We start from the raw sequence: 21430 nt of genomic DNA, 5'->3' as shown, positions 1-21430 counted from the left end.
CTCAGGATGACATCCGCGATATGCCGATCCAAACCGACAGACTCCGCCGCGACATCGAGACGATCGCGGCCATCACACAAACCCCCGGTGCGGGTGCGACCCGGCCGACGTTCTCGAAAGAGTGGGGCGACGCCGTCGCGTACATCGCCAACGAAGCGACCAAGCTCGGCTGCGTCGTCCGCCGCGACTCGGCCGGCAACCTTTTTTGCCGCTGCGGCAAGCTCGAGCCGGACGAACCGGCTTGGCTAGTCGGCTCCCACCTCGACACCGTCCCCCATGGCGGCGACTACGACGGCGTCGCCGGTGTGGTCGTCGGCCTCGAACTGCTCCGTGCAGCGGCTGACGACGACGTCGCCGTCCCCGTTGAGCTCGTCGTCTTCGCCGAGGAAGAAGGCCCGACCTTCGGCATGGGCATGCTTGGCAGTCGCGCACTCGTCGGCGAGCTCACCGCCGACAACCTCTGCCTCTACCGTAACGCCGCCGGCGAAACGTACGTCGACGCGTGCAAGCCGTACGCCGGAGAGCTGACGAAGCTGCACGACCACCTTGGCCTCATCGAGCTACACGTCGAGCAGGGGCCGGGCATGTGGCGGCGCGATCAGCGCATCGCCATCGTCGAGTCCATCGCCGGCCGCTTCCAGTACCGCGTCAGCCTCGAGGGCGAGGCGAACCACGCCGGTGCGACGGCGATGTCCGATCGTCGCGATGCGCTCTGCGCCGCGTCGGAGATGGTCAACGCGTTGGAACAGCTTGCACCGACTTTGTCCGAGCAGGCCGTGATGACGGTGGGGCGGTTCGAGGTGAAACCCAATGCGGTGAATGTCATCCCCGACCGCGTCGAGTTCACGATCGACTTTCGCGCCCCGGACGACGCGCAACTCGAAACCGGCGACAAGCAACTGCGCACGCGGCTCACCGACATCGCCAACGCCCGGCGCACCTTCATCGCGATCGAGCAGACCGAGGCGATTCCTGCACGGCCGATGCACCCGGCGTTGGTTGACCAGCTCGCGGGCGACCTGCCCCGCGTGATGAGTGGCGCGTTGCACGACGCGGCCGTTCTCGCGCCGCACTTGCCGACGGCGATGCTGTTCGTACCGAGCCGCGACGGGATCAGTCACAACCCCGCCGAGTTTTCGCGCGTCGAGGACATTGCCGAAGCCGCGGCGGTGGTCGAGCGGGCCGTGCGTCGGCCGACGATCGCGCAGCTCAACGGCATGACCCGCGAGCGTTTCACGCAGACGCTTGGCGGCATCTTCGAGCACTCGCCATGGATCGCCGAGCGTGCGTGGGACACGCGACCGTTCGCGAACGTCGATGACCTGCACGCGAAGATGATCGCCGTCGTCGACGCCGCGACGCAGGACGAACAGCTCGATCTCATCTGCGCCCACCCCGACCTCGTCGGCAAGCTCGCCAAGGCCGGCCGACTCACCGCCGAGAGCACCGACGAGCAGAAAGCCGCCGGCCTCGACCAACTCACCGCCGACGAGGCCGACGCCTTCGACCGGTTCAACGCCGACTATCGCAACAAGTTCGGCTTCCCGTTCGTCATCTGCGCCCGCGAGAATCGGAAGGACGCCATCCTCGACGCGTTCCCTGAACGCCTCGCCAACGACGCCGAGACGGAGCGTCGAACGGCACTGGCGGAGATTGCGAAGATTGCCCGCTTGCGTTTGGCCGATCTGGTGTGGACCCTTGAGTGATGCCGCACCAACTCACGAGCAACAGCTACGGCAAGAGCCGGGTCCGCATGACCAAGGTGATCCGCAACGGGTCGCGTCACGACCTGCTCGAGTTCGCCGTCGAGGTCAGCCTGGAGGGCGCGTTCGACGCCAGCTACGAGACCGGCGACAACAGCGCCGTCGTCGCGACCGACTCGATCAAGAACACCGTCTACGTCCTCGCCAAGGAACACGACTTCACCGAGCCCGAGGCGTTCGCGATCATCCTCGCTCGTCACTTCGTCGACACCTACGACCAGGTCACCGACGCAACGGTGTCGATCGAGCAGTCCAACTGGACACGCATCGACGATCACGATCACGCCTTCACCAACGGCGGCAGCGACACGCGCACCTGCACCGTTGTGCTCAGCGGCGATGACGAAACAGGGGGCGACCCGATCGTCATGGGCGGCGTCGCTGGCCTGCTCGTGCTCAAGACCACAGCGTCGGAGTTTCACACGTTCGTCGACGATCGCTACCGCACCCTTGCCGACGCCCACGATCGCATCTTCGCCACGACCGTCGACGCGACCTGGCGGATCGCCGACCATCACGTCGAGTTCGGCACGACGTACGAAAACGCCAAGCGGGCTTTACTGAAAGTATTCGCTGGCCACCACAGCCTCGCGGTGCAGCAGACGCTGCTGCAGATGGGCCGCGATGTGCTCGACGCGTGCCCGGCGATCGAGGAGATCGGCCTCGAGATGCCCAATCAGCACCGCATTCCGATGAACCTCGATCCGTTCGGTCTGACCAACGACAACGAGATTTTCATGGCGACCGACGAGCCATATGGCCTGATCACCGGCACCGTGACGCGGGGGGATTGACCATGCCCGGCAAGCTCACCACCCACGTCCTCGACACCGCCCACGGCACGCCGGCACCCGGCATGCGTGTGACGCTTGAACGCGTCGGCGGCAGCGAGCGCGAGCGGCTCGCCGACGTGACGCTCAACGACGACGGCCGCGCCGATGGTCCGCTGTTGACCCAGCTTGGACCGGGAACGTATCGGCTGTTGTTTCACGTCGCCGACTATTTTCGTAGCCGCGGCCATGCCGACGCGGGACGTTTTCTCGACCGCGTGCCGATCCTGTTTGTCGTGGACGATCCCGATGCTCACTACCATGTGCCGCTGCTGGTGTCGCCGTGGTCGTATTCGACTTACCGGGGTAGCTGATGCCAATCGATTTGCTCATTCGCGGCGGCCAACTCGTCACGCCAACCGGCGTGCGCGAGGCCGATCTCGCGATCGACGGCGGTCGTATCGTTGGCTTCGACTCGGCCGATGCGCGTGATGAGATCGACGCGACCGGACTCCATGTCTTCCCCGGACTGATCGACCCGCACGTCCACTTCAACGAGCCAGGGCGCACGGAATGGGAAGGCTTCGCTACCGGTAGCGCGGCGCTGACAGCTGGCGGGGGGACGGTGTTCTTCGACATGCCGCTCAACTCCACGCCGGTGCTCGACGTCGATGCGTTTGACGCAAAAGCCGCACTGGCCGCGGAGAAGAGCGTCGCAGACTTCGGCCTCTGGGGCGGGCTCACGCCGAACAATCTCGACAACATGCCCGCCTTGATCGAGCGCGGCGTCGTCGGCTTCAAGGCGTTCATGTGCGACACTGGCATCGATGACTTCGCCTACGCCGATCTTGACACCCTGCGGAAAGGAATGGAGATCGCCGCCGAACACGACGCGCTCGTCGCGGTCCACGCCGAACGGCAGGAGACGGCGGTCGCGCTGCGTGAGCGCGCGGATGCGGCACCGCAACGCGATTGGGAAACCTATTTGAAAAGCCGTCCACCACTGCTGGAAGTGGTCGCGGTACAGGAAGCGCTCGCGCTTGCGAAGGACACCGGCTGCCGGCTGCACATCGTGCATGTGAGCGTGCCATATGCCATCGAGTTGGTGCAGCAAGCGCGCGCCGATGGCGTCGATGTCACTTGCGAAACCTGCCCGCACTACCTCGCGTTCACCGAGGACGATCTGGTCGAGCGCGGTGCATCGCTCAAGTGCGCACCGCCGCTGCGTAACGCCGACGCGGCCGCCCAGCTTTGGGAGGACCTCGGCGGCGATCGTTTCGCGTTCGTCGCTTCTGACCATTCGCCCTGTCCGCCGGCCATGAAAGACGCCGACGATCCGTTCAAGGTGTGGGGTGGGATCGCCGGCGTGCAATCGACGCGATCGGTGTTGCTCAGCGGCGAGCCGGCGCTCAAGCTCGACGCCATTGCGAACCTTACCGCGGCCAACGTTGCCGACCGCTTTCGCATTGAAAACAAAGGCCAAATCGCTGATGGTTTCGACGCCGACCTTGCGCTAGTTGACCTGTCCGAGCCGTACGAACTCACGGCCGGAATGTTGCTCGACCGGCATCGTGCCAACCCCTACGTCGACCGCACGTTCGCAGGACTCACCCGCCGCACGATCCTCCGTGGCGTCACCATGTATCTCGACGGCAACATCATCGCCGACCCGTGCGGCAAGCTGCTTACACCGTGGAGGTTGTCATGAACCCTGAAGCCGTTCGCGGCCCGCTGCTTGTCCCCGAAGCCGACGGCACCGTCACCTTTTACGCCGACGGCATGCTCGTCGCCGACGAACACGGCCGGCTTACCCACGTCGGCCCTCCCATTGACGTCCCGCACCGAAGCAGCAACGGCGTCATGCTCCCGCCACTGCTCGACATCCATATCCACATCCCCCAGCACCCGATCCGTGGCGACTTCGTAAAGGGCGTGCCGGCCGACGCACCGGAGGGTCAGTTGCTCGCCGGGTTGAAGAAAAACGTCTTTCCAGCGGAGATCAATTGCAACGACCGCGCCGTCACCGAGGCGGTCACGCGCGAGTTTCTCGCCGACACGCTCGCCCATGGCGTCGTCGGCGGCGCGGCTTACATGACCTCGTCCGCCGCTGCGACGGAGGTCGCACTGGAGATTCTGCCCGAGACGTGGAGCGTCGGCCTGGTGCTGATGAATCAGAACTGCCCGGAGGATCTGCGCACTGACGAGGCCAACCTCGACGCCGATGTCGAGCGCATCGCCAAGCGTTTCGGTCGCCGGCTCATCATCACCGACCGCTTCGCCGTCGCGACGAGCAGCGACCTGCGCCGCCGCGGCGCTGCCCTCGCCGAACGCTTCGGCCTCCGCACGCAGACGCACCTCAACGAACAGGTCGCCGAAAAGCAGTTCGTCGAGCGCGAGCTGTACCCCGACGCCGACAGCTACACCGACGTCTACCGCCGTGACGGCCTGCTGGAGCACGACTGCATCGTTGCGCATTGCATCGAGATGACCGAGCCCGAGTGGGGCATCCTCACCGACACCGGCAGCACGATCGCCCACTGTCCCACAAGCAACCTCAAGCTCGGTAGCAACGTGATGCCGCTGGACGAAGTGAAACGCCGCGGCTTGCCGTACGCCATCGCGACCGACGTCGGTGCCTCGCCGACTGTGTCGATGTTGGCGGAAATGAAACGGTTCTTGACCGTCCACGACTCGCCACATGCGAACCATGCGGAAGCGCTGTTTCGTGCAACACGCGCCCCGGCCGACTTGTTAGGATTGGTCGATGGCGTGGGGCGACTGGAGGTCGGGCGCCCGATGTCGTTCATCGAGGTCGCGGGCTCCGGTGCTGACACCGACTCGGTGATCAGTTCGCTTTTGCCAGCCGACATGGATGACCCGGCCTCGACGGTTAACCGCGTGACGATCAACGGAGAAACGAAGTTTGACCGAGATGCGTGACCACCTCCGACTCATGATCAACGGCCGACCCGTCGAGGTGCGCGGGGCTGACGTGTTCCTGCCGCTGGCGACGTTCCTCCGCAAACGACGCGGGCTGCCGGGGACGAAGGTTGTTTGTGCCGAGGGGGACTGTGGGTCGTGCAGTGTGTTCATCGGCCGGCCGGTCGATGGCGAGATGCGGTACACGACGGTGACGTCCTGTATCGCGTTGATGCTGCAACTCGACGCGACGCACATCGTCACCGTCGAAGGCCTCACGCCCGGCGATGAACTCAGTCCGATTCAGGACGCTCTGGTCAAATGCCAGGGCACGCAGTGCGGCTTCTGCACGCCGGGCTTTGTCGTGGCGATGACCGACACGCTGCGGCAGCCGTGCGATGCACACGCGCTGAGGCGTGGCTTGGTCGGCAACCTCTGCCGATGCACAGGGTACGACTCAATCGTGCGAGCGGGGATGGCCGTCGATCGGGAGCAGCTGCGAACGCTCGACGAGATGTACCCGCCCGATGCGGTGGTCGACGCATTGCCGACGGACGGCTTCGACCTGACCGATGGCAGCCGCCGTGCTTGCAAACCAACGACCATCGAGGACGCGACTGCCTTCCTCGCCGAGCACGACGATGCGACGATCATCGCTGGCGGCACCGATTGGGGCGTCCTCGAAAACAAGCGGTATCAGCGGGTGAAGACCGCGCTGAGCATCGCGGGCATCGACGAACTGGGTGGCATCTCTGTCGAGGGTAACCAACTTGTCGTCGGGGCCGCAGCAACGTTGACCGAACTCGAACTCATCACCGCCGAGCACCTGCCCAACTTCAGCGAGTACCTCGCCTGGTTCGGCTCGCCGCCGATCAAGAACGGGGCGACGCTTGCGGGGAACCTCGTCACCGCCTCGCCCATCGGCGACACCGCCGGGCCGCTGGTCGCGCTCGAAGCGATCGTCGAAATCGCCGGACCGACCGGCCGTCGCAGCGTTTCGGTCGAGGACTTCCACACCGACTATCGCGTCTGCGATCTACGGCCCGGCGAACTCGTCACCGCCGTCCGCATTCCGTTGCTCACCGCCGATCAAACGCTCCGCTGCTACAAGGTCTCGCGTCGCAAGGACCTCGATATCTCCAGTGTTTCCGCGGCGTTTCGCATCACGCTCGACGGCGACACGATCGACGACATCCGCATCGCCTTCGGCGGCGTCGGGCCGACGATCCTGCGGCTGCGGGAGACCGAGGCCGCACTGATCGGCAAGTCGGCGACGCTCGAGACCTTCGAAGCCGCCGGCGAGGTGGCCCGCGACGAAGTCACGCCGATGACCGACGTCCGCGGCAGCGAGACCTACCGCCGCACCGTCGTTCAGCGCATGTTCAGCAAACTCTTCCACGACCTGCCGCTCGCGAAGGAGTACGCCTGATGCCGGCCGTCGGTAAGGACATCGCGCATGACTCGGCGGTGACGCACGTCACGGGCAAGTCGCAGTTCATCGATGACGCGGCACCGTTGGCTGGCGAGTTGATCGCCGGCATCCTGCCAGCCCCGGTGGCCAAGGGCACGATATGCAAACTGGACGTCACCGCCGCCCGGAACACGCCCGGCGTCGTCGCGGTGCTGACCGCCGTCGACCTGCCAGAGATGGCTGCGTTCGGGCCGGTGCTGCATGACGAATGGCTGATCGTGCGGGACGAGATTTCATTTCTCGGGCAACCCCTCGCGCTGATCGCCGCGGAGACGCAAGACGCGCTGGAAGCCGCCGTGGCAGCGGCGATTGTGGAGGTCGACGCAGAGGATCCGATCCTGACGATCGACGAAGCCATTGCCGCCAAGAGCTGGTTGAGCGAGCCGCGCACCATCCAGTGCGGCGACCTCGACGCTGGGTTCGCCGAGGCCGGCCACGTCCTCGAAGGCACCGTCGACATCGGCGGCCAAGAGCAGTTCTATCTCGAAAGCCAGGCCTGCCTCGCCGTCCCCGGCGAGCAACGGCAGATGCACATCCACTCCTCGACCCAGCACACGACCGAGGTGCAGATGCTCGTCGCCGAGGTGCTGGGCATCCCGTTCAATCACGTCGTCTGCACGTGCAAGCGGATGGGCGGGGCGTTCGGCGGGAAGGAGACGCAGGCCGCGCCGCCGGCGATGATGGCGGCACTGCTCGCGCGGCAAACCGGCAAGCCCGTTCGCTTCGTCTACGGCAAGGACGACGACATGCGCTACACCGGCAAGCGTCATCCGTTCAAGTCGAACTACCGCGTCGGCTTCACCGATGACGGCCGGATCACCGCGCTCGATGTGGAGCTATTCGCCAACGCCGGCTGTAGCACGGACCTCTCGCTTGCCGTGCTGGAGCGGGCGATGCTGCACACCGACAACGCGTACTACCTGCCGAACATGCGTGTGGTCGGTCGGCTGTGTCGGACCAACCTGCCGAGCAACACGGCCTTCCGTGGCTTCGGCGGGCCGCAGGGTGTCGCGTCGACCGAGCACATCCTCCACGACATCGCCCGCCACCTCGGCATCGACGCGCTCGACGTGCGAAACGCCAATGTTTACAGAGGCGATCGCAACGTCACGCCCTACGGCATGTTCGTTCAGAACAACGTCCTGCCCGAGCTGTTCGACGCCGTTCGTGCTGAGTCCGACTACGACGCCCGCAGGGCCGAGATCGAGCGGTTCAACGCCGAGTCGCCGACGCACGTGAAGGGCTTGGCCGTCTCGCCGGTGAAGTTCGGCATCTCGTTCACCCGTCGCACGCTCAACCAGGCCAACGCGCTGGTCAACATCTACCTCGACGGCAGCGTGATCGTCAGCACCGGCGCGACCGAGATGGGTCAGGGCGTCAACACGCGCATCCGGCAGATCGTTGCCGATGAACTCGGCGTGTCGTTCGACGATGTGTTGGTGACCGCGACGAGCACGGACAAGAACAACAACACGTCGCCGACTGCGGCGAGTGCGGGAACGGACCTGAACGGTGCCGCGGCGACGGATGCGTGTGTCCGGTTACGGGAACGACTGCAGCCGGTCGCCGCAGCGATGTTCGCTGAGGCCGACGACGGGTTCGCCGCCGAACCCGCTGCGATCGCCTTCGCCGATGGCCACGCCATCGACTCCCGCCGCCCCGACAGCCGCATTGCATTTGGTGATGTGGCCCGCGCCGCCTACGAGCAACGCATCAGCCTCGGCGAGCGTGGGTTCTACGCCACGCCCGGCGTTGACTTCAACCGCGAGACCGGCAAGGGCCATCCGTTCCTCTACTTCACCAACGGCGTTGCCGCCAGCGAGGTCACCATCGACCGCTTAACCGGCGAGATGGTCGTCGACCGCGTCGACCTGATCATGGACGTCGGCGAGAGCATCAACCCCGGCATCGACCGCGGCCAGGTCATCGGCGGCTTCGTGCAGGGCATGGGTTGGTGTACGACCGAGCAGCTCGTCTACGGCACCGACGGCTCGCTCAAGAGCTACTCGCCGACGACGTACAAGATCCCCGCGATCAGCGACGTGCCGATGGAGCTCAACGTGCGCTTCCTCGACAACCCGAATAACGTCGTGTCGCTGCGGCGGAGCAAGGCGGTCGGCGAGCCGCCGTTGTTGCTCGGGCTCAGCGTCTGGCTCGCGGCGAAGGATGCTATCGCGTCGACCGGTAGCAATGCACGGATCGACCTGCCTGCAACGGGTGAACGTCTCTTGCTCGCGCTCGCCGAGCACGATGTAAGCCGTTTGGCCGATGCGTGACAGCCCGACTCTCGCTACAGCTTGGTGATGCGGTGGCTGTTGATCGTTTTTCTCTGCTCGGGACTGGCGTGTGCGCAAGGTGTACGTAGTTCAGGGCGGTCGGCAACGGTCGCGAGCCGGGTCGAGGGCGCGGTCGACAAGATGCTGACCCTCGACGAACTGGATCGTACTTGCATGGCCTACGCGGATCGCTACACGGCTGCCATCGCCGCCGCTTGTGACGAGGTAGCGCAGCACCAAACCACACCCGAAGCACGTGCCGCTGTCAGTCGGCTCAAGGTTTCGGCCGCGACCAACATCTACGACATCGCCACCACCGACGATCCGTACGCCAAGATGCTCGACATGCTCATGATGGTGTCGTTGCAGGATCAGATGTGGGGCGAGCGGCGTCAGGCCGTCGAACAGTTCGGTCCGTCGGGAATGCATCTGGCCTTGGCGTTCGACGAGATGCGTCGCGAGATCTGGGACCTCGCCGCGCGGATTCAGCCCGTCGAGCAGCTCGCGATGCTCGACCATGCCATCGTTGACTGGCAAACGGAGCACCCCGAAGCGCACTATGTCTCGATGGTTCGCTTCGAGGATGTCATGCGTGGCCATGGCAAGTCGTCGATGATGGCGGAGATGAAGTCGGCTTCGGGGCTGCTTTCGGCGGTGAATGATCTCGACCGCACGGCGAATGAGTTTCGCCTGCTCGGTGAACGGGCGTTTTTCATCGCCAAGCGCCAGCCGACACTCTTGAACTGGCAGTTGCAGGCGGCGGCCGACGAGATGCTCGCGCGAGAAGAAGTCCGCGATCTCGTCCAGGCGGCCGTGGGCACGGAACGTCTGGTCGATGTCGCCGAGCGTGCTCTGGATGAACTGCCGGCGGAAATGACGCGTCAACAAGTGGAGCTGCGGCTCACGCTTTCGGAGGTGGAGCGGACGCTCAAATCCGCCGAGCCGGTGCTCCACGAAGTCCGCATGATCAGCGAAAACGGCAGCGAGATGATCACAAGCCTGAACCGCACGATGGCGACGATGCAAGGGACGCTCGACTCCGCCGATCAACTTGCCACTCACATGCTCGACAGGCCTGAACCGGTCCGCATCGAGCAGTACACGGCGGCTGCGACCGAACTCACGCAAGCCCTCTCGGAGCTGAACAAGGTGGTACAAAACAGCGACGCACTGGTCGGCAGCCAAGCCTGGCGCGTGCGTCTCGACGATGTCAACGAAGCCGCCGAGCAACGCGTGGATCACATCTTCTGGCGTGGTGTTTGGCTGGTGGCCGTGTTGCTCGGCATGCTTCTCGTTTACCGGCTCACGCTCATGGGGTGTCAGCGAAAGTTCGGTGGCTGACGGCGGGCCGCATTCACCGGATTAAGTCAGCGGGCACCACGGGGCGGACGGCGGTTGCCACGTTCACGACGGGGCGGGCCGCCCATCCGATCGCCGCCGGTTTCCTTGCTGAATGACGGGTCGGGCGTGCCGTAATGCTCGCGCGGGATGAACGGGAAGTCCTCGGTAAGCACGTAGTAAAACGTGCCGTCGGGGAACTCGGGCGTGACGCCGACGCGACCGTTGAAGCGATCAAGGTCGCCGCTGCCTTCAACGTACTCGAAGTCGCTGGTGAAAGTGCCGTCATGGTCCCCGGGCGGTCCGCCTTCGGGGCGCGGACTTTCCTTGAGCCGGTAGCTGGACTTCATGTCGACGAGGTTGCTTCGCGGGTCGTCCGGGTCTTCGTGTGCCCAGGGGGCGTAGATCGGATAGCCGTCGGCAGCCCAGCCGATGAGCAGCATGGTGTTGCCGCGTCCGCCAAGCTTCTCGATCAGGCCGGTGGGCAGTCCGTGGTAGTGGTAGGTGCCGGTGGGTTGGACGTGGGCGTTGTTGGCGTCGAGTCCGAGCGTGCCGCCGTCGGGGCCGATGGCTTCGTAGCGCTCGTCGCCGGGTTGGGGCGGGCCGCCGCGCACCAGTGTGCCGTTACGCCAGATCTCGGCGGTGGCCGGGTCGAACGGCACGCCGTTGAGTGCAACGCCGAACAGCACCGGACGCGACGGCCGGCCACCACGCTCACGTCGCGCCGCGCGCCGTTCCGCCGGTTGCGGGTCGGTGGTCATCTTGAACATGTGCCTTTGCGGCGAGATAGCGTTGGGGTTCGCGGCGTTGGGGAACTGACCGACCTCATGAGCAGGGATGCCGTTGGACCGGATGTATCGAAAGCCGTCGCGGACGTCGATCGAGACAACCGGAACGTCTTCGAGCGTGGATGCAAGGAGTGTGGGATTTATGTCGTTCCCGTGGTCGGGATGAGCGACACTTATGACCGGGATGACCAATGTCGCAAGGGCGAAAGCGATGCGTCGATGGTTGTTCATGGAGGTCTCCTTGTTGCACGGCATCGCGGAGAAGTTTGCCGCAACGGAAAGCCAAATGGAAACGATAAACCCGGATCGGCCGAGACGCGTTGAATGCATCAAGGCAGATCCGGGCTGATCAGAAAGCAGATTGCGTGTCAGAAGCGGATAACGGCCGAGAAGGTCCAGCGGTAGCCGAACAGGTCGTCGTTGCGGGTGATCGGCGCTTCCCAGGCGGCGCGGAAGCTGAGGTTCTCGGTGGGGCGGATGGCCACGCCGGGGGCGACGGTGACGACGTCTTCGCCCTGTCCGCCACCGAGGTTGGCAACATCAACGCCCATGAACGGCAAGGGTTGGTTGTCACCTTCATCGATGACGTGATATCCGTTGAACTCGATGATCGGTGCAAACCAATCAGTGACTGCGTAGTCGGCGTGAAGGTTCCATGTGAGCAGTTGGCTGTCGCCCAGTGGGTCTTCGCCATCGACGGGGACGAAGTAGTTCACGGTGCCGGAGAAGTGCAGCTTGTCGAAGCTCTTGTTGCCGGCGAGGAAGATGCGGATGTCGTCGTCGTCCTGGAGCACCTCGTCGTCACCGATCGAGGCTTCGTATCCGACGCCGACGGCGAGGTGCAGTTGGTTGTCCCAGTCCTGGAGGAAAGCCCACTTGATGCCAGCGGCGAGGTCCATGATGCCGTCACCCTTGACCGCACCGGTGTCGACGTCGGCGTAACCGTCCTTGTAAGCGACGAACTGAATGTTGTCGGTAAGTGCGACACGGACCTGGGCCGCGATGACGTTGGCCCGACCGCCATCGATGACGCTGGAGTTGGGGAAGTCGTGGTAGACGTACACGGGCCGGATGTCGGTGGTGATCATTGCGTCCTCGGAGAAGAACGGCTGGGTGATCGGCGGCTCGGCGCGGGTGGAGCGGGTCAGGGCCGCGGCTTCGACGTCGGCGTCACCGAAAAGCACGAACGGATCGGCGAGCGTGGGAGCGGCGAGAGTGCCCGAAAGGATCATGACGGCAGTACAGGTTTTGCTTATCATCGGATAAGATCATCGGCATATAAAAGTTCAAAGTCCAGTACCTCGCTGGTTGTCGCTGCGGCATCCAACCACACCCCACGAATCTGTGTTAAACACCTCACAAGAAATGAGTTATCAACAGCTCGGGGTGCGGTAAAACGACGCAGACATCGGAAAATATTTACGGCGTTGACAGCAGTAAGCCTTGTGAAAGAAGTGACTTGCGCGAACCGCCCGCCGAAAGGGACGGGCGAATGCGAGATTAATCGGATGATTTGCTCTAATTGTCGATATATCTTGAGGCCTCGCCCGGCGCATGCGTCACACCATCACCGGCGGTCTTGAAGAAGTTGTTCGTTCGATTTTGGAGGCGTCATGACAACCATTCCGGGAGCCCGCGGGCTCAGTTCACTTCCCCAGCGCCTGCGCGAGATGTTCCGCGGCGATGGCGGGCCGTCGGTGCTCACCCGAGTCGCGACGGCGTCCAAGCCGATCCTCTGGCCCAAGTCCAACGTCCCGCAACTCCAACGCGGCCCCGACGGACTCGACCGCTTTTCCTACGACGACCAGGTCGTCCGAATGTTCGTCCTGGCGATGTACGTGTGGGGGATGGTCGCGTTTGCCGGCGGGTTGTTCGTCGCGCTGTTGTTGGTGCTGCCGACCCTTGCCGAGACGTTCCTGGCCAACGGCTGGGAACGTACCGGCGGTTTCATCAACTGGCTGCTGGGCATCCCGTACTTCACGTTCGGCCGGATTCGTCCGCTGCACACCAACGCCGCGATCTTCGCCTTCGCCGGCAACGCGGTGTTCGCCTGCGTCTACTACTCGACGCAGCGGTTGTGCAAAGCCCGGATGTGGTCCGACACACTCAGCCGGCTGAACTTCTGGGGCTGGCAGCTGATCATCGTTCTTGCGGCGATCACATTGCCGCTGGGCATCACGCAGGGCAAGGAGTACGCCGAGCTCGAATGGCCGATCGACATCCTGATCGCGGTCGTGTGGCTCGGGTTCTTCGGCGGCAACTTCTTCATGACGCTGATCAAACGGCGTGAACGTCACCTGTACGTCGCGCTGTGGTTCTACATCGCGACCATCGTCACCGTCACGGTGCTGCACGTCTTCAACAACCTGGTCGTCCCGACTGGCTTGTTCAAGAGCTACCCGATCTACGCGGGGGTTCAGGACGCGATGATGCAGTGGTGGTACGGGCACAACGCGGTGGCGTTCTTCCTGACCACGCCGTTCCTCGGGCTGATGTACTACTTCATGCCCAAAGCGGCCGAGCGGCCGGTGTTCAGCTACCGGCTTTCGATCATCCACTTCTGGTCGCTGGTGTTCATTTACATCTGGGCCGGCCCGCACCACCTGCACTACACGTCCGTCCCCGAATGGGCCAGCAGCTTGGGCATGGTCTTCTCCGTCATGCTGTGGATGCCGTCCTGGGGGGGCGGCATCAACGGTCTTCTCACGCTCCGCGGTGCCTGGCACAAGGTCACGACCGACCCGGTGCTCAAGTTCTTCGTCGTGGGCGTGACGTTCTACATGATGAGCACCTTCGAGGGCCCGCTGCTCTCGGTGAAAGCCGTCAACGCACTTTCGCACTACACCGACTGGACCATCGCCCACGTCCATGCCGGGGCGTTGGGTTGGAACGGGTTCCTCGCGTTCGGGATGATGTACTGGCTGCTGCCGCGCCTGTTCCAGACGCCGGGCAACAAGCTCTTCTCGGTCAAGCTCGCGAACCTGCACTTCTGGCTCGGCACCGCCGGTATTCTGTTGTACGTCATCCCGATCTACGTCGCGGGCCTCACGCAGGGCCTGATGTGGCAGGCACTCAATGCCAACGGCAACCTGGTTTACCCGGACTTCGTCGAAACCGTGCAGACGATCATCCCGCACTACTGGCTGCGTGCCGGCGGCGGGGTGCTGTACCTGACTGGTGCGGCGATCGGCGGGTACAACTTCTACAAGACGTGGAAGATGCGGCCCGAGAAGTACGACGAGCCGATCATCGCCGCCGCGCCGCTCAAGGACGACTACACCGCCGACGAGGTCGCGCCGCCGCTGCCCAAGGGCACGATGACGCCCAGCGGCAAGCGCATCTACCGCTGGGCATCGATGTGGTGGCACCGCAAGTGGGAACGGCTGCCGGTGAAGTTCACGGTGCTCGTCGTTGTCGCGATCGGCAGCGCGTCGCTACTGGAACTGGTGCCGAGCTTCGTGATTCGTTCCAACGTGCCGACACTCCCGCAGGTCGAGCCATACACGGCCTTGGAGCTGCACGGCCGGGACGTCTACCTGCAGGAGGGCTGCTACAACTGTCACTCGCAGATGATCCGCCCGCTCATCGCCGAGACCAAGCGTTACGGCGAGTACTCCAAGGCCGGCGAACATGTCTACGACCACCCGTTCCAGTGGGGCAGCCGGCGCATCGGCCCGGACCTGGCCCGCGAAGGCGGCAAGCAGTCGAGCCTCTGGCACGCCTTGCACTTCGAGAACCCGCAGCAGGTCACGCCCGGCAGCCTCATGCCGCCTTACAAGCACCTGCTCACCAGCGAGATCGACTTCGACTCGATCTCCCTGCGGATGCGGGCGATGCGGCTGGTCGGTGTTCCGTACACCGATGAACAGATCGCCGACAGCGAGCAGCACGCGATCGACCAGGCGGCAGCGATCGCCGCGGAGATCCAAGCCCAGGGCGGCCCGGCCGGCCTCGAGGACAAGGACGTGACCGCGCTCATCGCTTACCTCCAACGCCTGGGCACCGACATCAACCGCACGCCGGACTCACCTTCGGCGTTCGACTCGATCGTCAACCCGACTACCGCGGATGTGACCGAGGAGGTGGCCCGTGATTAAGGACGCCCTCTATGGCATCGACGTCGCCGTCTTCGGCACCGCGGCGTTGGTCATCTTCGTGAGCGTGTTCGTCGGCTCGGCCGCATGGATCCTGCTCAAACCCCGCAAGCAAATCGACCGCTGGGCGTGCCTCGCCCTCGACGAAAAGGCCGACCGAACGGAGGCGAACTGACATGAGTGTCGCAACCGACGAAACCAAAACGCAAGAGACCACCGAGCACGTCGCTTCCCCCGAAGTCGCGCCGAGTCTCGATCCCGGTGACGGCGGCACCGTCCCCAACGACCCGCTCACCGGCCACGCCTACGACGGCATCACCGAGTTCGACAACCCGATGCCCGGCTGGTGGATGGCGATCTTCATCGCAACCTGCATCTTCGGCATCGCCTACGGCTTCGTGTCGCTGGTCATGCAGGAGAAGTGGGGCACGCGCAACAGCTACCAAGTCGCCGTCGCCGAGCAGATGGCGCGGGATTTCGCGATGATGGGCGAGCTACCCAACGACAACGAGACGATCCTCATGATCGCCAGCACCGGCTCGCTGGTGTCGCGCGGCGAGGCCATCTTCGCTGCCAACTGCATCAGCTGTCACGGCCAGGACGGCATGGGCGGACTCGTCGGACCCAACCTCACCGACGGGGTCTGGAAGAACGTCGAGAAGCTCGAAGACATCTACGACGTGATCGCCAATGGCCGGAACAACAATGCCATGCCCGCGTGGCAGGGCCGACTCTCGCCCAACGACCTGGTGCTCGTCTCCGGTTATGCCGCGAGTCTTAAGGACAAGAACGTCCCCGGCGGCAAAGCGCCCGAAGGCACGTTCCGTCCCGAATGGTGATGGGAGTTTGCCATGATCCTTCAAACGCTCTCGCAACTCGACGACGAGACGAACGGAACTCAACGGCGTGACCGCTGTGCGGGATGTAACGGTGGCTGTTGCTCCGGCGACGCCCGCCCGCCCGCCAGTGACCCGACCGACACCGCGACCGCTCACGACGCCTCGTGCGGAAACGGTCCCTCGGTCGGGGGTCGCGCCGCTAGCACTGCGACTGATCAGTCGCTGCCACCACTCGCACCGGCACAGCGCGTACTGGCCACCCTCGAAGCCGACGGCTCACGCCGATGGATGTACCCGAAGCTCTCCAAGGGCTTCTGGTGGAAGCAACGCCGCGTCGTCGCTTACGCGCTGATCGCGGTCTTCGTCATCCTCCCGTGGGTCCGCATCGGCGGACAGCCGGCGTTGCTGGCCGACATCCCAGGCCGCAAGCTCCACTTGCTGGGCATGACGTTCCTGCCGACCGACACGCTGCTGCTCGCGCTGCTCATGCTCGGCGTGGGGATCGGTATCTTCTTTCTCACCGCGGTGTTCGGCCGCGTCTGGTGCGGGTGGGCGTGTCCGCAGACCGTCTACCTCGAGTACGTCTTCCGGCCGATCGACCGTTTGCTCGGCGGCGTCGCTGGCCGTGGCGGCAAGCCCAAGCGCACCGGCACCCGTGCCTTGGCTTATCCCATCTACTTCGTCTTCTGCTTCTTCATTGCCAACACGTTCCTCGCCTACTTCGTCGGTACCGACCGGCTTACGCAGTGGGTCGTCGGCTCGCCGTTCGATCACTTCTTCGGCTTTTCCGTCGTGCTCTTCGTCACCGGCGCGATGATGTTCAACTTCCTGTTTTTCCGCGAACAGCTCTGCCAAATCGCCTGTCCCTACGGGCGCTTCCAGTCGGTCATGCTCGACCGCAACTCGCTGATCGTCAGCTATGACACCAAGCGCGGCGCGCCGCGCGGGAAGGGGAAAGAGAAAGGCGAATGCGTCGATTGCACGATGTGCGTGCAGGTCTGCCCGATGGGCATCGACATCCGTGACGGGTTGCAGATGGAATGCACGCACTGCACGCAATGCATCGACGCATGCAACGACGTGATGGGCAAGCTCAAGCGCGAGCCGAACCTCATCGGTTACGCCACCGGTGCCAAGCGTGAAGGTGAAGCCGCCGGTTGGTTCAAGCTCCGCCCGCGGGTGATTCTGTATCCCGCCGCGTTGCTGATCATCTCCGGCCTGTTCCTGCTCAACTTCGGCTCCCGCCAGTCGATCAACCTCACGGTCCTGCGCTCACTGGGCGCACCGTACAGCGTGCTTGATGACGGCTCGATCGTGAACACGTTGCGGGTCAAGGTCGTCAACCGCACCGACGAGCCGCGCAGTTACACGATCGCCGTCGACGATCCGCGCCTGACCATCCAGCAGGTCGAGCCACTGACGCTCGAAGCCGGCGAGACGCGAACTCACGGGATCAACGTCGTGGCCGACCCGTCGGTCTTCACCGGCGGCCAGTTCCGTGCCGAGGTGACCGTCACCGACGACCAAGGCGCCTCCGCGTCCCGCCGCATTCGCATCCTCGCCCCGCAGAACACGGGAGTTTCACCATGAAAACGTCCAAACGCAAAGCGCTATTGTTCTTCGTTGTACCCGTCGCGCTGTTCGGGCTGCACATGACGGTGCTGGTCTTCGCGACCCGTGCGGCGCTGAGCGATCGCGGCCCGACCGTCGAGCCGGAGTACCAACAACGCATGGACATGCTCAAGGAGGAGGCCCGCAAGTGACCGGCCTGATCGTCAGCGTCTTCGTCGCGTCCGTCGTCGGCGGGCTGCACTGCGCGGGCATGTGCGGCGGGCTCATGGCCTTCGCGATCGCGCCGCACCCCGGCGGCCCGACCGAGGGCAACCTCGCCCATCGTCACGGCCCGGGCAAGGTCACGCTCCAGGCCGCGTATCACGGCGGACGCCTGATCGGCTACCTCACACTCAGCGTCGCCGCCGGCGCGGTCGGCTCGCTGCTCGATCTGGGCGGTACGCTCGTTGGTCTCTCGCGCGTGGCACTGATCGTCGCTGCCGCCGCGATGATCCTCTTCGGCATTGGCATCCTCATTCATTCGCAGACCTCGATCCGCTGCGGCAGCAGGCTCGGTGAAAGGCTCGCACCGTTCGCCGCGAAGATGCAGGGCAAAGCCTTGCGTCTGCCGCCGCTGCGGCGCGCTTCGCTCATCGGGCTGTCGACGCCGTTGCTGCCGTGCGGCTGGTTGTACGCGTTCGTCGTCACCGCCGCGGGCACCGGCAGCGTGTTGGGCGCGATGGTCGTGATGGCCGCGTTCTGGGCCGGGACGCTGCCGGCGTTGGTCGGGCTCGGCGTCGGGTTGCAGACGTTGCTCGGCGCGACGGGCAAACGCCTGCCGACGGTCACCGCGCTGCTGCTCATCGCCGTGGGCATCTGGACATTGGTGGGGCGGTCGGGCCTCGACGCGCAAGCGATCGCGGCCGGCGTCACGCCGACCGAAGCCACCTCCGAGATCGTCGTCCCCGACGCCGATGACGTGCCACTCTGTTGTGCGACGGAGGCAAGCGAATGACCGTCGCCGTCGAACCCGCCGCGCCCGCCGAGGTGACGTGTACCCACTGCGGCCTGCACGTCCCGACGGGCATGCGCACGATCGGCACCGAGCACCAGTTCTGCTGTGCCGGCTGCCGCGCGGTGTACATGGCCATCCACGAGAGCGGCCTCGACAAGTACTACGAACTCCGCGATGCCGTCGGCACCACGGGCAAACAGGCTAAGTCCGACACGACCGGCGCGGCGGCGTTCGACGCCGACGCCTTCACCGACGCCCACGTCCGCGAGCTCGACAACAACCGCCGGCAGTGCGACCTGCTGCTCGAAGGCGTGACCTGTGCCGCGTGCGTCTGGCTCGTCGAGAAACTCCCCAAGCTCTGCCCCGGCGTCATCGACGCCCGCCTCTCGCTGCACCAGCGCACCGCCCGCATCACCTGGCACGCCGACCAAACCAAAGCCAGCGCCATCGCCACGGCCTTGGCCCGACTCGGTTACACGGCCCACCCGCCGCGCCGCAGTGAGCGCGACGCGATGATCAAGCGCGAGGAGCGCCGCCGGCTCATCGACATCGGCATCGCCGCTGTCTGTGCGGGGAACATCATGCTTCTCGCCTTCGCGCTCTACGGCGGTGACTTTGCCGCCAGCGGCGACATGGCCCCGGAGTTCCGCGAACTGTTCCGCTGGCTGAGCACCGGCTTCGGCGTCGTGTCACTCGCCTGGCCGGGGCGGACGTTCTTCAAGGGTGCGCTCGCCGCGATCCGCAGCCGCACGGCCAACCTCGACCTGCCCATCGCGATCGCGCTGCTCGTCGGCGGCGTCGCGGGTTTGACCAACGTGGTGCTCGGCCGCGGGGACATCTACTTCGACTCGCTCGCGGTCTTGGTGTTCCTGTTGCTTTGCGGCCGGTTCATTCAACACCGCCAACAACGCCGCGCGGCCGAGACGTTGAGCCTGATGGGGGCGTTGGTGCCCAGCACCTGCCGCGTCGTGGACGATGCCGGCGAGACCCACGCGATCCCCGTCGACGCGCTGGTGGCCGGCCAGCGTGTCGAGGTGCTTCCCGGCGCGATCGTGCCGGGCGACGGCGTGATCGACGAGGTCGCCGGGACGACGAGTTTCGACCAGGCGCTGCTCACCGGCGAGTCCGAACCCGTCACGGCCGAGGCACAAAATGCGGTGTGGGCCGGCGCGAAGAACCTCGAACGGCGGTGCGTCGTTCAAGTCGGCGCGGTCGGTGCCGACACGCGGGTGGGGCGGTTGATGAACGTGGTCGAGCAGGCGGTCGACGCGAAAGCACCGGTGGTGCAGTTCGCCGACCGCGTCGCGGGCTGGTTCACGACGGTGATGATTTTCCTGGGCCTGTCGGTCGGGCTCGGCTGGGGCGTGTTCGCTTCGCCGGCACTGGGCATCGACCACGCGGTGGCGTTGCTGATCGTCGCTTGTCCGTGTGCGTTGGGCCTGGCGACGCCGTTGACGTTGGCGGTCGCATTGGCACGGTCGGCCCGGCGGGATCTGCTGATCAAGGGAGCCGCCGCGCTCGAGCAACTCTCCCAAGGCGGCACGCTCGTCCTCGATAAGACCGGCACACTCACGCAGGGGAAGATCGAACTCGCCCGTTGGGAAGGCGACGAAAACCTCCGCCCACTGATCGCCGCCGCCGAGCGTCACAGCGGCCACCATCTCGCCAAGGCGATCGTCGAAGCGTGGGGCGATCTCGAACCGACCACCACCGCGCTCGACGCCACCGACAAGGGCAACGGCGGCATCGAGGCCCGCGTCGGCGACGACGTGCTGCTCGTCGGTTCGGTCGGCTTCCTCACCCGCCATGGCGTCAGCCTCGACGACGTTTGGCCAACCATCCGGCGTTACACCGACGACGGCCTGACGCCGGTCGTCGCAACGCTCGGCGGGGAGGTGCGGATGGTCATCGGCTTCGGCGACTGTGACCGGCCCGACGCCGCCGACACCATCGCGACACTGCGTGACAACGGCTGGGACATCGAGGTACTCAGCGGCGACGTGCCGGCCGTGGTCGAAGCGACCGCGCGACGGCTCGGCATCGACCGCAGCCGTGGCGGCGTGACGCCCGAGGAGAAGGCCGACCACGTGCAGGCGTTGCGTGACGCCGGCAAGCGTGTGGTGATGGTCGGTGACGGCGTGAACGACGCGGCGGCGTTGGCCGCCGCGGACGTCGGTATCGCGGTCGCCGGCGGGGCCGAGGCCTCGCTGTTGGCCGCCGACGTGTACGCCGCCCGGCCGGGCTTGTCGTTACTCGCCGAACTCACCGCAGACGCCCGCCGGACGATGCGACACATCCGCCGCAATCTGCGCGTGTCGCTGACCTACAACATCATCGCCGTGAGCCTCGCCGCGGCGGGCCTGATCACGCCGCTGGTCGCGGCGATCATCATGCCCATCAGTTCCGCGACGGTCGTCGCCCTCGCATTGGCCGGCGGTGTTTCGCGAAGGAAGGACAAGCCATGAGCATTCTGTACATCATGATCCCGGTGGCGTTCCTGCTGGCCGGCAGCGCGCTTGCGGCGTTCTTCTGGAGCGTTCATAAAGGCCAGTTCGACGACCTCGACACCCCGGCCTTGCGTCCGCTGATCGACGACACGGAGTAAT

At 65.1% G+C, this 21430-nt stretch carries 18 protein-coding genes; 16 read left to right on the top strand and 2 right to left on the bottom strand.

Annotated elements, in window-relative coordinates:
• The first annotated feature begins 20 nt into the window (after positions 1 to 20).
• The 8 genes from uraD to AAGD32_04860 are packed head-to-tail and all read left to right on the top strand — an operon-like array spanning position 21 to position 10540.
• Positions 21 to 1706, top strand: a complete 1686-nt coding sequence (gene uraD, locus AAGD32_04895; GenBank protein MEM8873577.1) for a 2-oxo-4-hydroxy-4-carboxy-5-ureidoimidazoline decarboxylase — start codon at positions 21 to 23, stop codon at positions 1704 to 1706.
• Positions 1706 to 2557, top strand: a complete 852-nt coding sequence (gene pucL / locus AAGD32_04890; protein ID MEM8873576.1) for a factor-independent urate hydroxylase — start codon at positions 1706 to 1708, stop codon at positions 2555 to 2557. Before uraD ends, pucL begins: the two co-directional genes overlap by 1 nt.
• A 2-nt stretch (positions 2558 to 2559) precedes the next feature.
• Complete coding sequence (uraH, locus tag AAGD32_04885; GenBank protein ID MEM8873575.1) at positions 2560 to 2907, top strand: hydroxyisourate hydrolase; 348 nt, start codon at positions 2560 to 2562, stop codon at positions 2905 to 2907.
• The gene (gene allB, locus AAGD32_04880) at positions 2907 to 4241 is read left to right on the top strand and encodes an allantoinase AllB (protein ID MEM8873574.1); all 1335 of its coding nucleotides are present in this window, start codon (positions 2907 to 2909) and stop codon (positions 4239 to 4241) included. The genes uraH and allB overlap by 1 nt, the downstream gene beginning before the upstream one ends.
• Positions 4238 to 5473 (top strand): amidohydrolase family protein, encoded by a 1236-nt coding sequence (locus AAGD32_04875; protein ID MEM8873573.1) that lies wholly within the window; start codon positions 4238 to 4240, stop codon positions 5471 to 5473. The genes allB and AAGD32_04875 overlap by 4 nt, the downstream gene beginning before the upstream one ends.
• Complete coding sequence (locus tag AAGD32_04870; GenBank protein MEM8873572.1) at positions 5466 to 6881, top strand: FAD binding domain-containing protein; 1416 nt, start codon at positions 5466 to 5468, stop codon at positions 6879 to 6881. The genes AAGD32_04875 and AAGD32_04870 overlap by 8 nt, the downstream gene beginning before the upstream one ends.
• The gene (gene xdhB / locus AAGD32_04865) at positions 6881 to 9199 is read left to right on the top strand and encodes a xanthine dehydrogenase molybdopterin binding subunit (protein ID MEM8873571.1); all 2319 of its coding nucleotides are present in this window, start codon (positions 6881 to 6883) and stop codon (positions 9197 to 9199) included. The genes AAGD32_04870 and xdhB overlap by 1 nt, the downstream gene beginning before the upstream one ends.
• A 27-nt stretch (positions 9200 to 9226) precedes the next feature.
• Positions 9227 to 10540: a hypothetical protein gene (locus AAGD32_04860; protein MEM8873570.1), complete on the top strand. Its 1314-nt coding sequence runs from the start codon at positions 9227 to 9229 to the stop codon at positions 10538 to 10540.
• A gap of 26 nt (positions 10541 to 10566) precedes the next feature.
• On the opposite strand, the gene AAGD32_04855 is transcribed toward AAGD32_04860, so the two are convergent.
• Positions 10567 to 11556, bottom strand: a complete 990-nt coding sequence (locus tag AAGD32_04855; protein ID MEM8873569.1) for a YHYH protein — start codon at positions 11554 to 11556, stop codon at positions 10567 to 10569.
• A gap of 137 nt (positions 11557 to 11693) precedes the next feature.
• Positions 11694 to 12557 carry a hypothetical protein gene (locus AAGD32_04850; protein ID MEM8873568.1) on the bottom strand — a complete coding sequence of 288 codons (864 nt, stop codon included), beginning with the start codon at positions 12555 to 12557 and terminating at the stop codon, positions 11694 to 11696.
• 381 nt (positions 12558 to 12938) lie between these two features.
• On the opposite strand from AAGD32_04850, the gene ccoN reads away from it, so the two are divergent.
• The 8 genes from ccoN to ccoS are packed head-to-tail and all read left to right on the top strand — an operon-like array spanning position 12939 to position 21429.
• Positions 12939 to 15422 carry a cytochrome-c oxidase, cbb3-type subunit I gene (gene ccoN, locus AAGD32_04845; protein MEM8873567.1) on the top strand — a complete coding sequence of 828 codons (2484 nt, stop codon included), beginning with the start codon at positions 12939 to 12941 and terminating at the stop codon, positions 15420 to 15422.
• Complete coding sequence (locus AAGD32_04840) at positions 15415 to 15594, top strand: hypothetical protein (protein MEM8873566.1); 180 nt, start codon at positions 15415 to 15417, stop codon at positions 15592 to 15594. Before ccoN ends, AAGD32_04840 begins: the two co-directional genes overlap by 8 nt.
• A gap of 1 nt (position 15595) precedes the next feature.
• Positions 15596 to 16258, top strand: a complete 663-nt coding sequence (locus AAGD32_04835; protein ID MEM8873565.1) for a cbb3-type cytochrome c oxidase N-terminal domain-containing protein — start codon at positions 15596 to 15598, stop codon at positions 16256 to 16258.
• A gap of 12 nt (positions 16259 to 16270) precedes the next feature.
• Positions 16271 to 17848, top strand: a complete 1578-nt coding sequence (ccoG, locus tag AAGD32_04830) for a cytochrome c oxidase accessory protein CcoG (protein ID MEM8873564.1) — start codon at positions 16271 to 16273, stop codon at positions 17846 to 17848.
• Positions 17845 to 18021 carry a hypothetical protein gene (locus tag AAGD32_04825; GenBank protein ID MEM8873563.1) on the top strand — a complete coding sequence of 59 codons (177 nt, stop codon included), beginning with the start codon at positions 17845 to 17847 and terminating at the stop codon, positions 18019 to 18021. Before ccoG ends, AAGD32_04825 begins: the two co-directional genes overlap by 4 nt.
• On the top strand, positions 18018 to 18824 hold the full coding sequence (locus AAGD32_04820) for a sulfite exporter TauE/SafE family protein (GenBank protein ID MEM8873562.1): 807 nt from the start codon (positions 18018 to 18020) through the stop codon (positions 18822 to 18824). Before AAGD32_04825 ends, AAGD32_04820 begins: the two co-directional genes overlap by 4 nt.
• A complete protein-coding gene (locus AAGD32_04815; GenBank protein MEM8873561.1) occupies positions 18821 to 21289 on the top strand; it encodes a heavy metal translocating P-type ATPase in 2469 nt (822 codons plus the stop codon). The genes AAGD32_04820 and AAGD32_04815 overlap by 4 nt, the downstream gene beginning before the upstream one ends.
• Complete coding sequence (ccoS, locus tag AAGD32_04810) at positions 21286 to 21429, top strand: cbb3-type cytochrome oxidase assembly protein CcoS (protein ID MEM8873560.1); 144 nt, start codon at positions 21286 to 21288, stop codon at positions 21427 to 21429. Before AAGD32_04815 ends, ccoS begins: the two co-directional genes overlap by 4 nt.
• Position 21430 lies beyond the last annotated feature (1 nt).

It is taken from the genome of Planctomycetota bacterium (genome assembly GCA_039182125.1).
Classification (GTDB): domain Bacteria; phylum Planctomycetota; class Phycisphaerae; order Tepidisphaerales; family Tepidisphaeraceae; genus JBCDCH01.
This window is presented reverse-complemented; position numbering and strand designations above follow the sequence as displayed.

Coding starts and splice junctions, on each gene's coding strand:
- uraD (MEM8873577.1), top strand. CDS start 21: ATGCCGATCCAAACCGACAGACTCCGCCGCGACATCGAGACGATCGCG.
- pucL (MEM8873576.1), top strand. CDS start 1,706: ATGCCGCACCAACTCACGAGCAACAGCTACGGCAAGAGCCGGGTCCGC.
- uraH (MEM8873575.1), top strand. CDS start 2,560: ATGCCCGGCAAGCTCACCACCCACGTCCTCGACACCGCCCACGGCACG.
- allB (MEM8873574.1), top strand. CDS start 2,907: ATGCCAATCGATTTGCTCATTCGCGGCGGCCAACTCGTCACGCCAACC.
- AAGD32_04875 (MEM8873573.1), top strand. CDS start 4,238: ATGAACCCTGAAGCCGTTCGCGGCCCGCTGCTTGTCCCCGAAGCCGAC.
- AAGD32_04870 (MEM8873572.1), top strand. CDS start 5,466: ATGCGTGACCACCTCCGACTCATGATCAACGGCCGACCCGTCGAGGTG.
- xdhB (MEM8873571.1), top strand. CDS start 6,881: ATGCCGGCCGTCGGTAAGGACATCGCGCATGACTCGGCGGTGACGCAC.
- AAGD32_04860 (MEM8873570.1), top strand. CDS start 9,227: ATGCGGTGGCTGTTGATCGTTTTTCTCTGCTCGGGACTGGCGTGTGCG.
- AAGD32_04855 (MEM8873569.1), bottom strand. CDS start 11,556: ATGAACAACCATCGACGCATCGCTTTCGCCCTTGCGACATTGGTCATC.
- AAGD32_04850 (MEM8873568.1), bottom strand. CDS start 12,557: ATGATCCTTTCGGGCACTCTCGCCGCTCCCACGCTCGCCGATCCGTTC.
- ccoN (MEM8873567.1), top strand. CDS start 12,939: ATGACAACCATTCCGGGAGCCCGCGGGCTCAGTTCACTTCCCCAGCGC.
- AAGD32_04835 (MEM8873565.1), top strand. CDS start 15,596: ATGAGTGTCGCAACCGACGAAACCAAAACGCAAGAGACCACCGAGCAC.
- ccoG (MEM8873564.1), top strand. CDS start 16,271: ATGATCCTTCAAACGCTCTCGCAACTCGACGACGAGACGAACGGAACT.
- AAGD32_04825 (MEM8873563.1), top strand. CDS start 17,845: ATGAAAACGTCCAAACGCAAAGCGCTATTGTTCTTCGTTGTACCCGTC.
- AAGD32_04815 (MEM8873561.1), top strand. CDS start 18,821: ATGACCGTCGCCGTCGAACCCGCCGCGCCCGCCGAGGTGACGTGTACC.
- ccoS (MEM8873560.1), top strand. CDS start 21,286: ATGAGCATTCTGTACATCATGATCCCGGTGGCGTTCCTGCTGGCCGGC.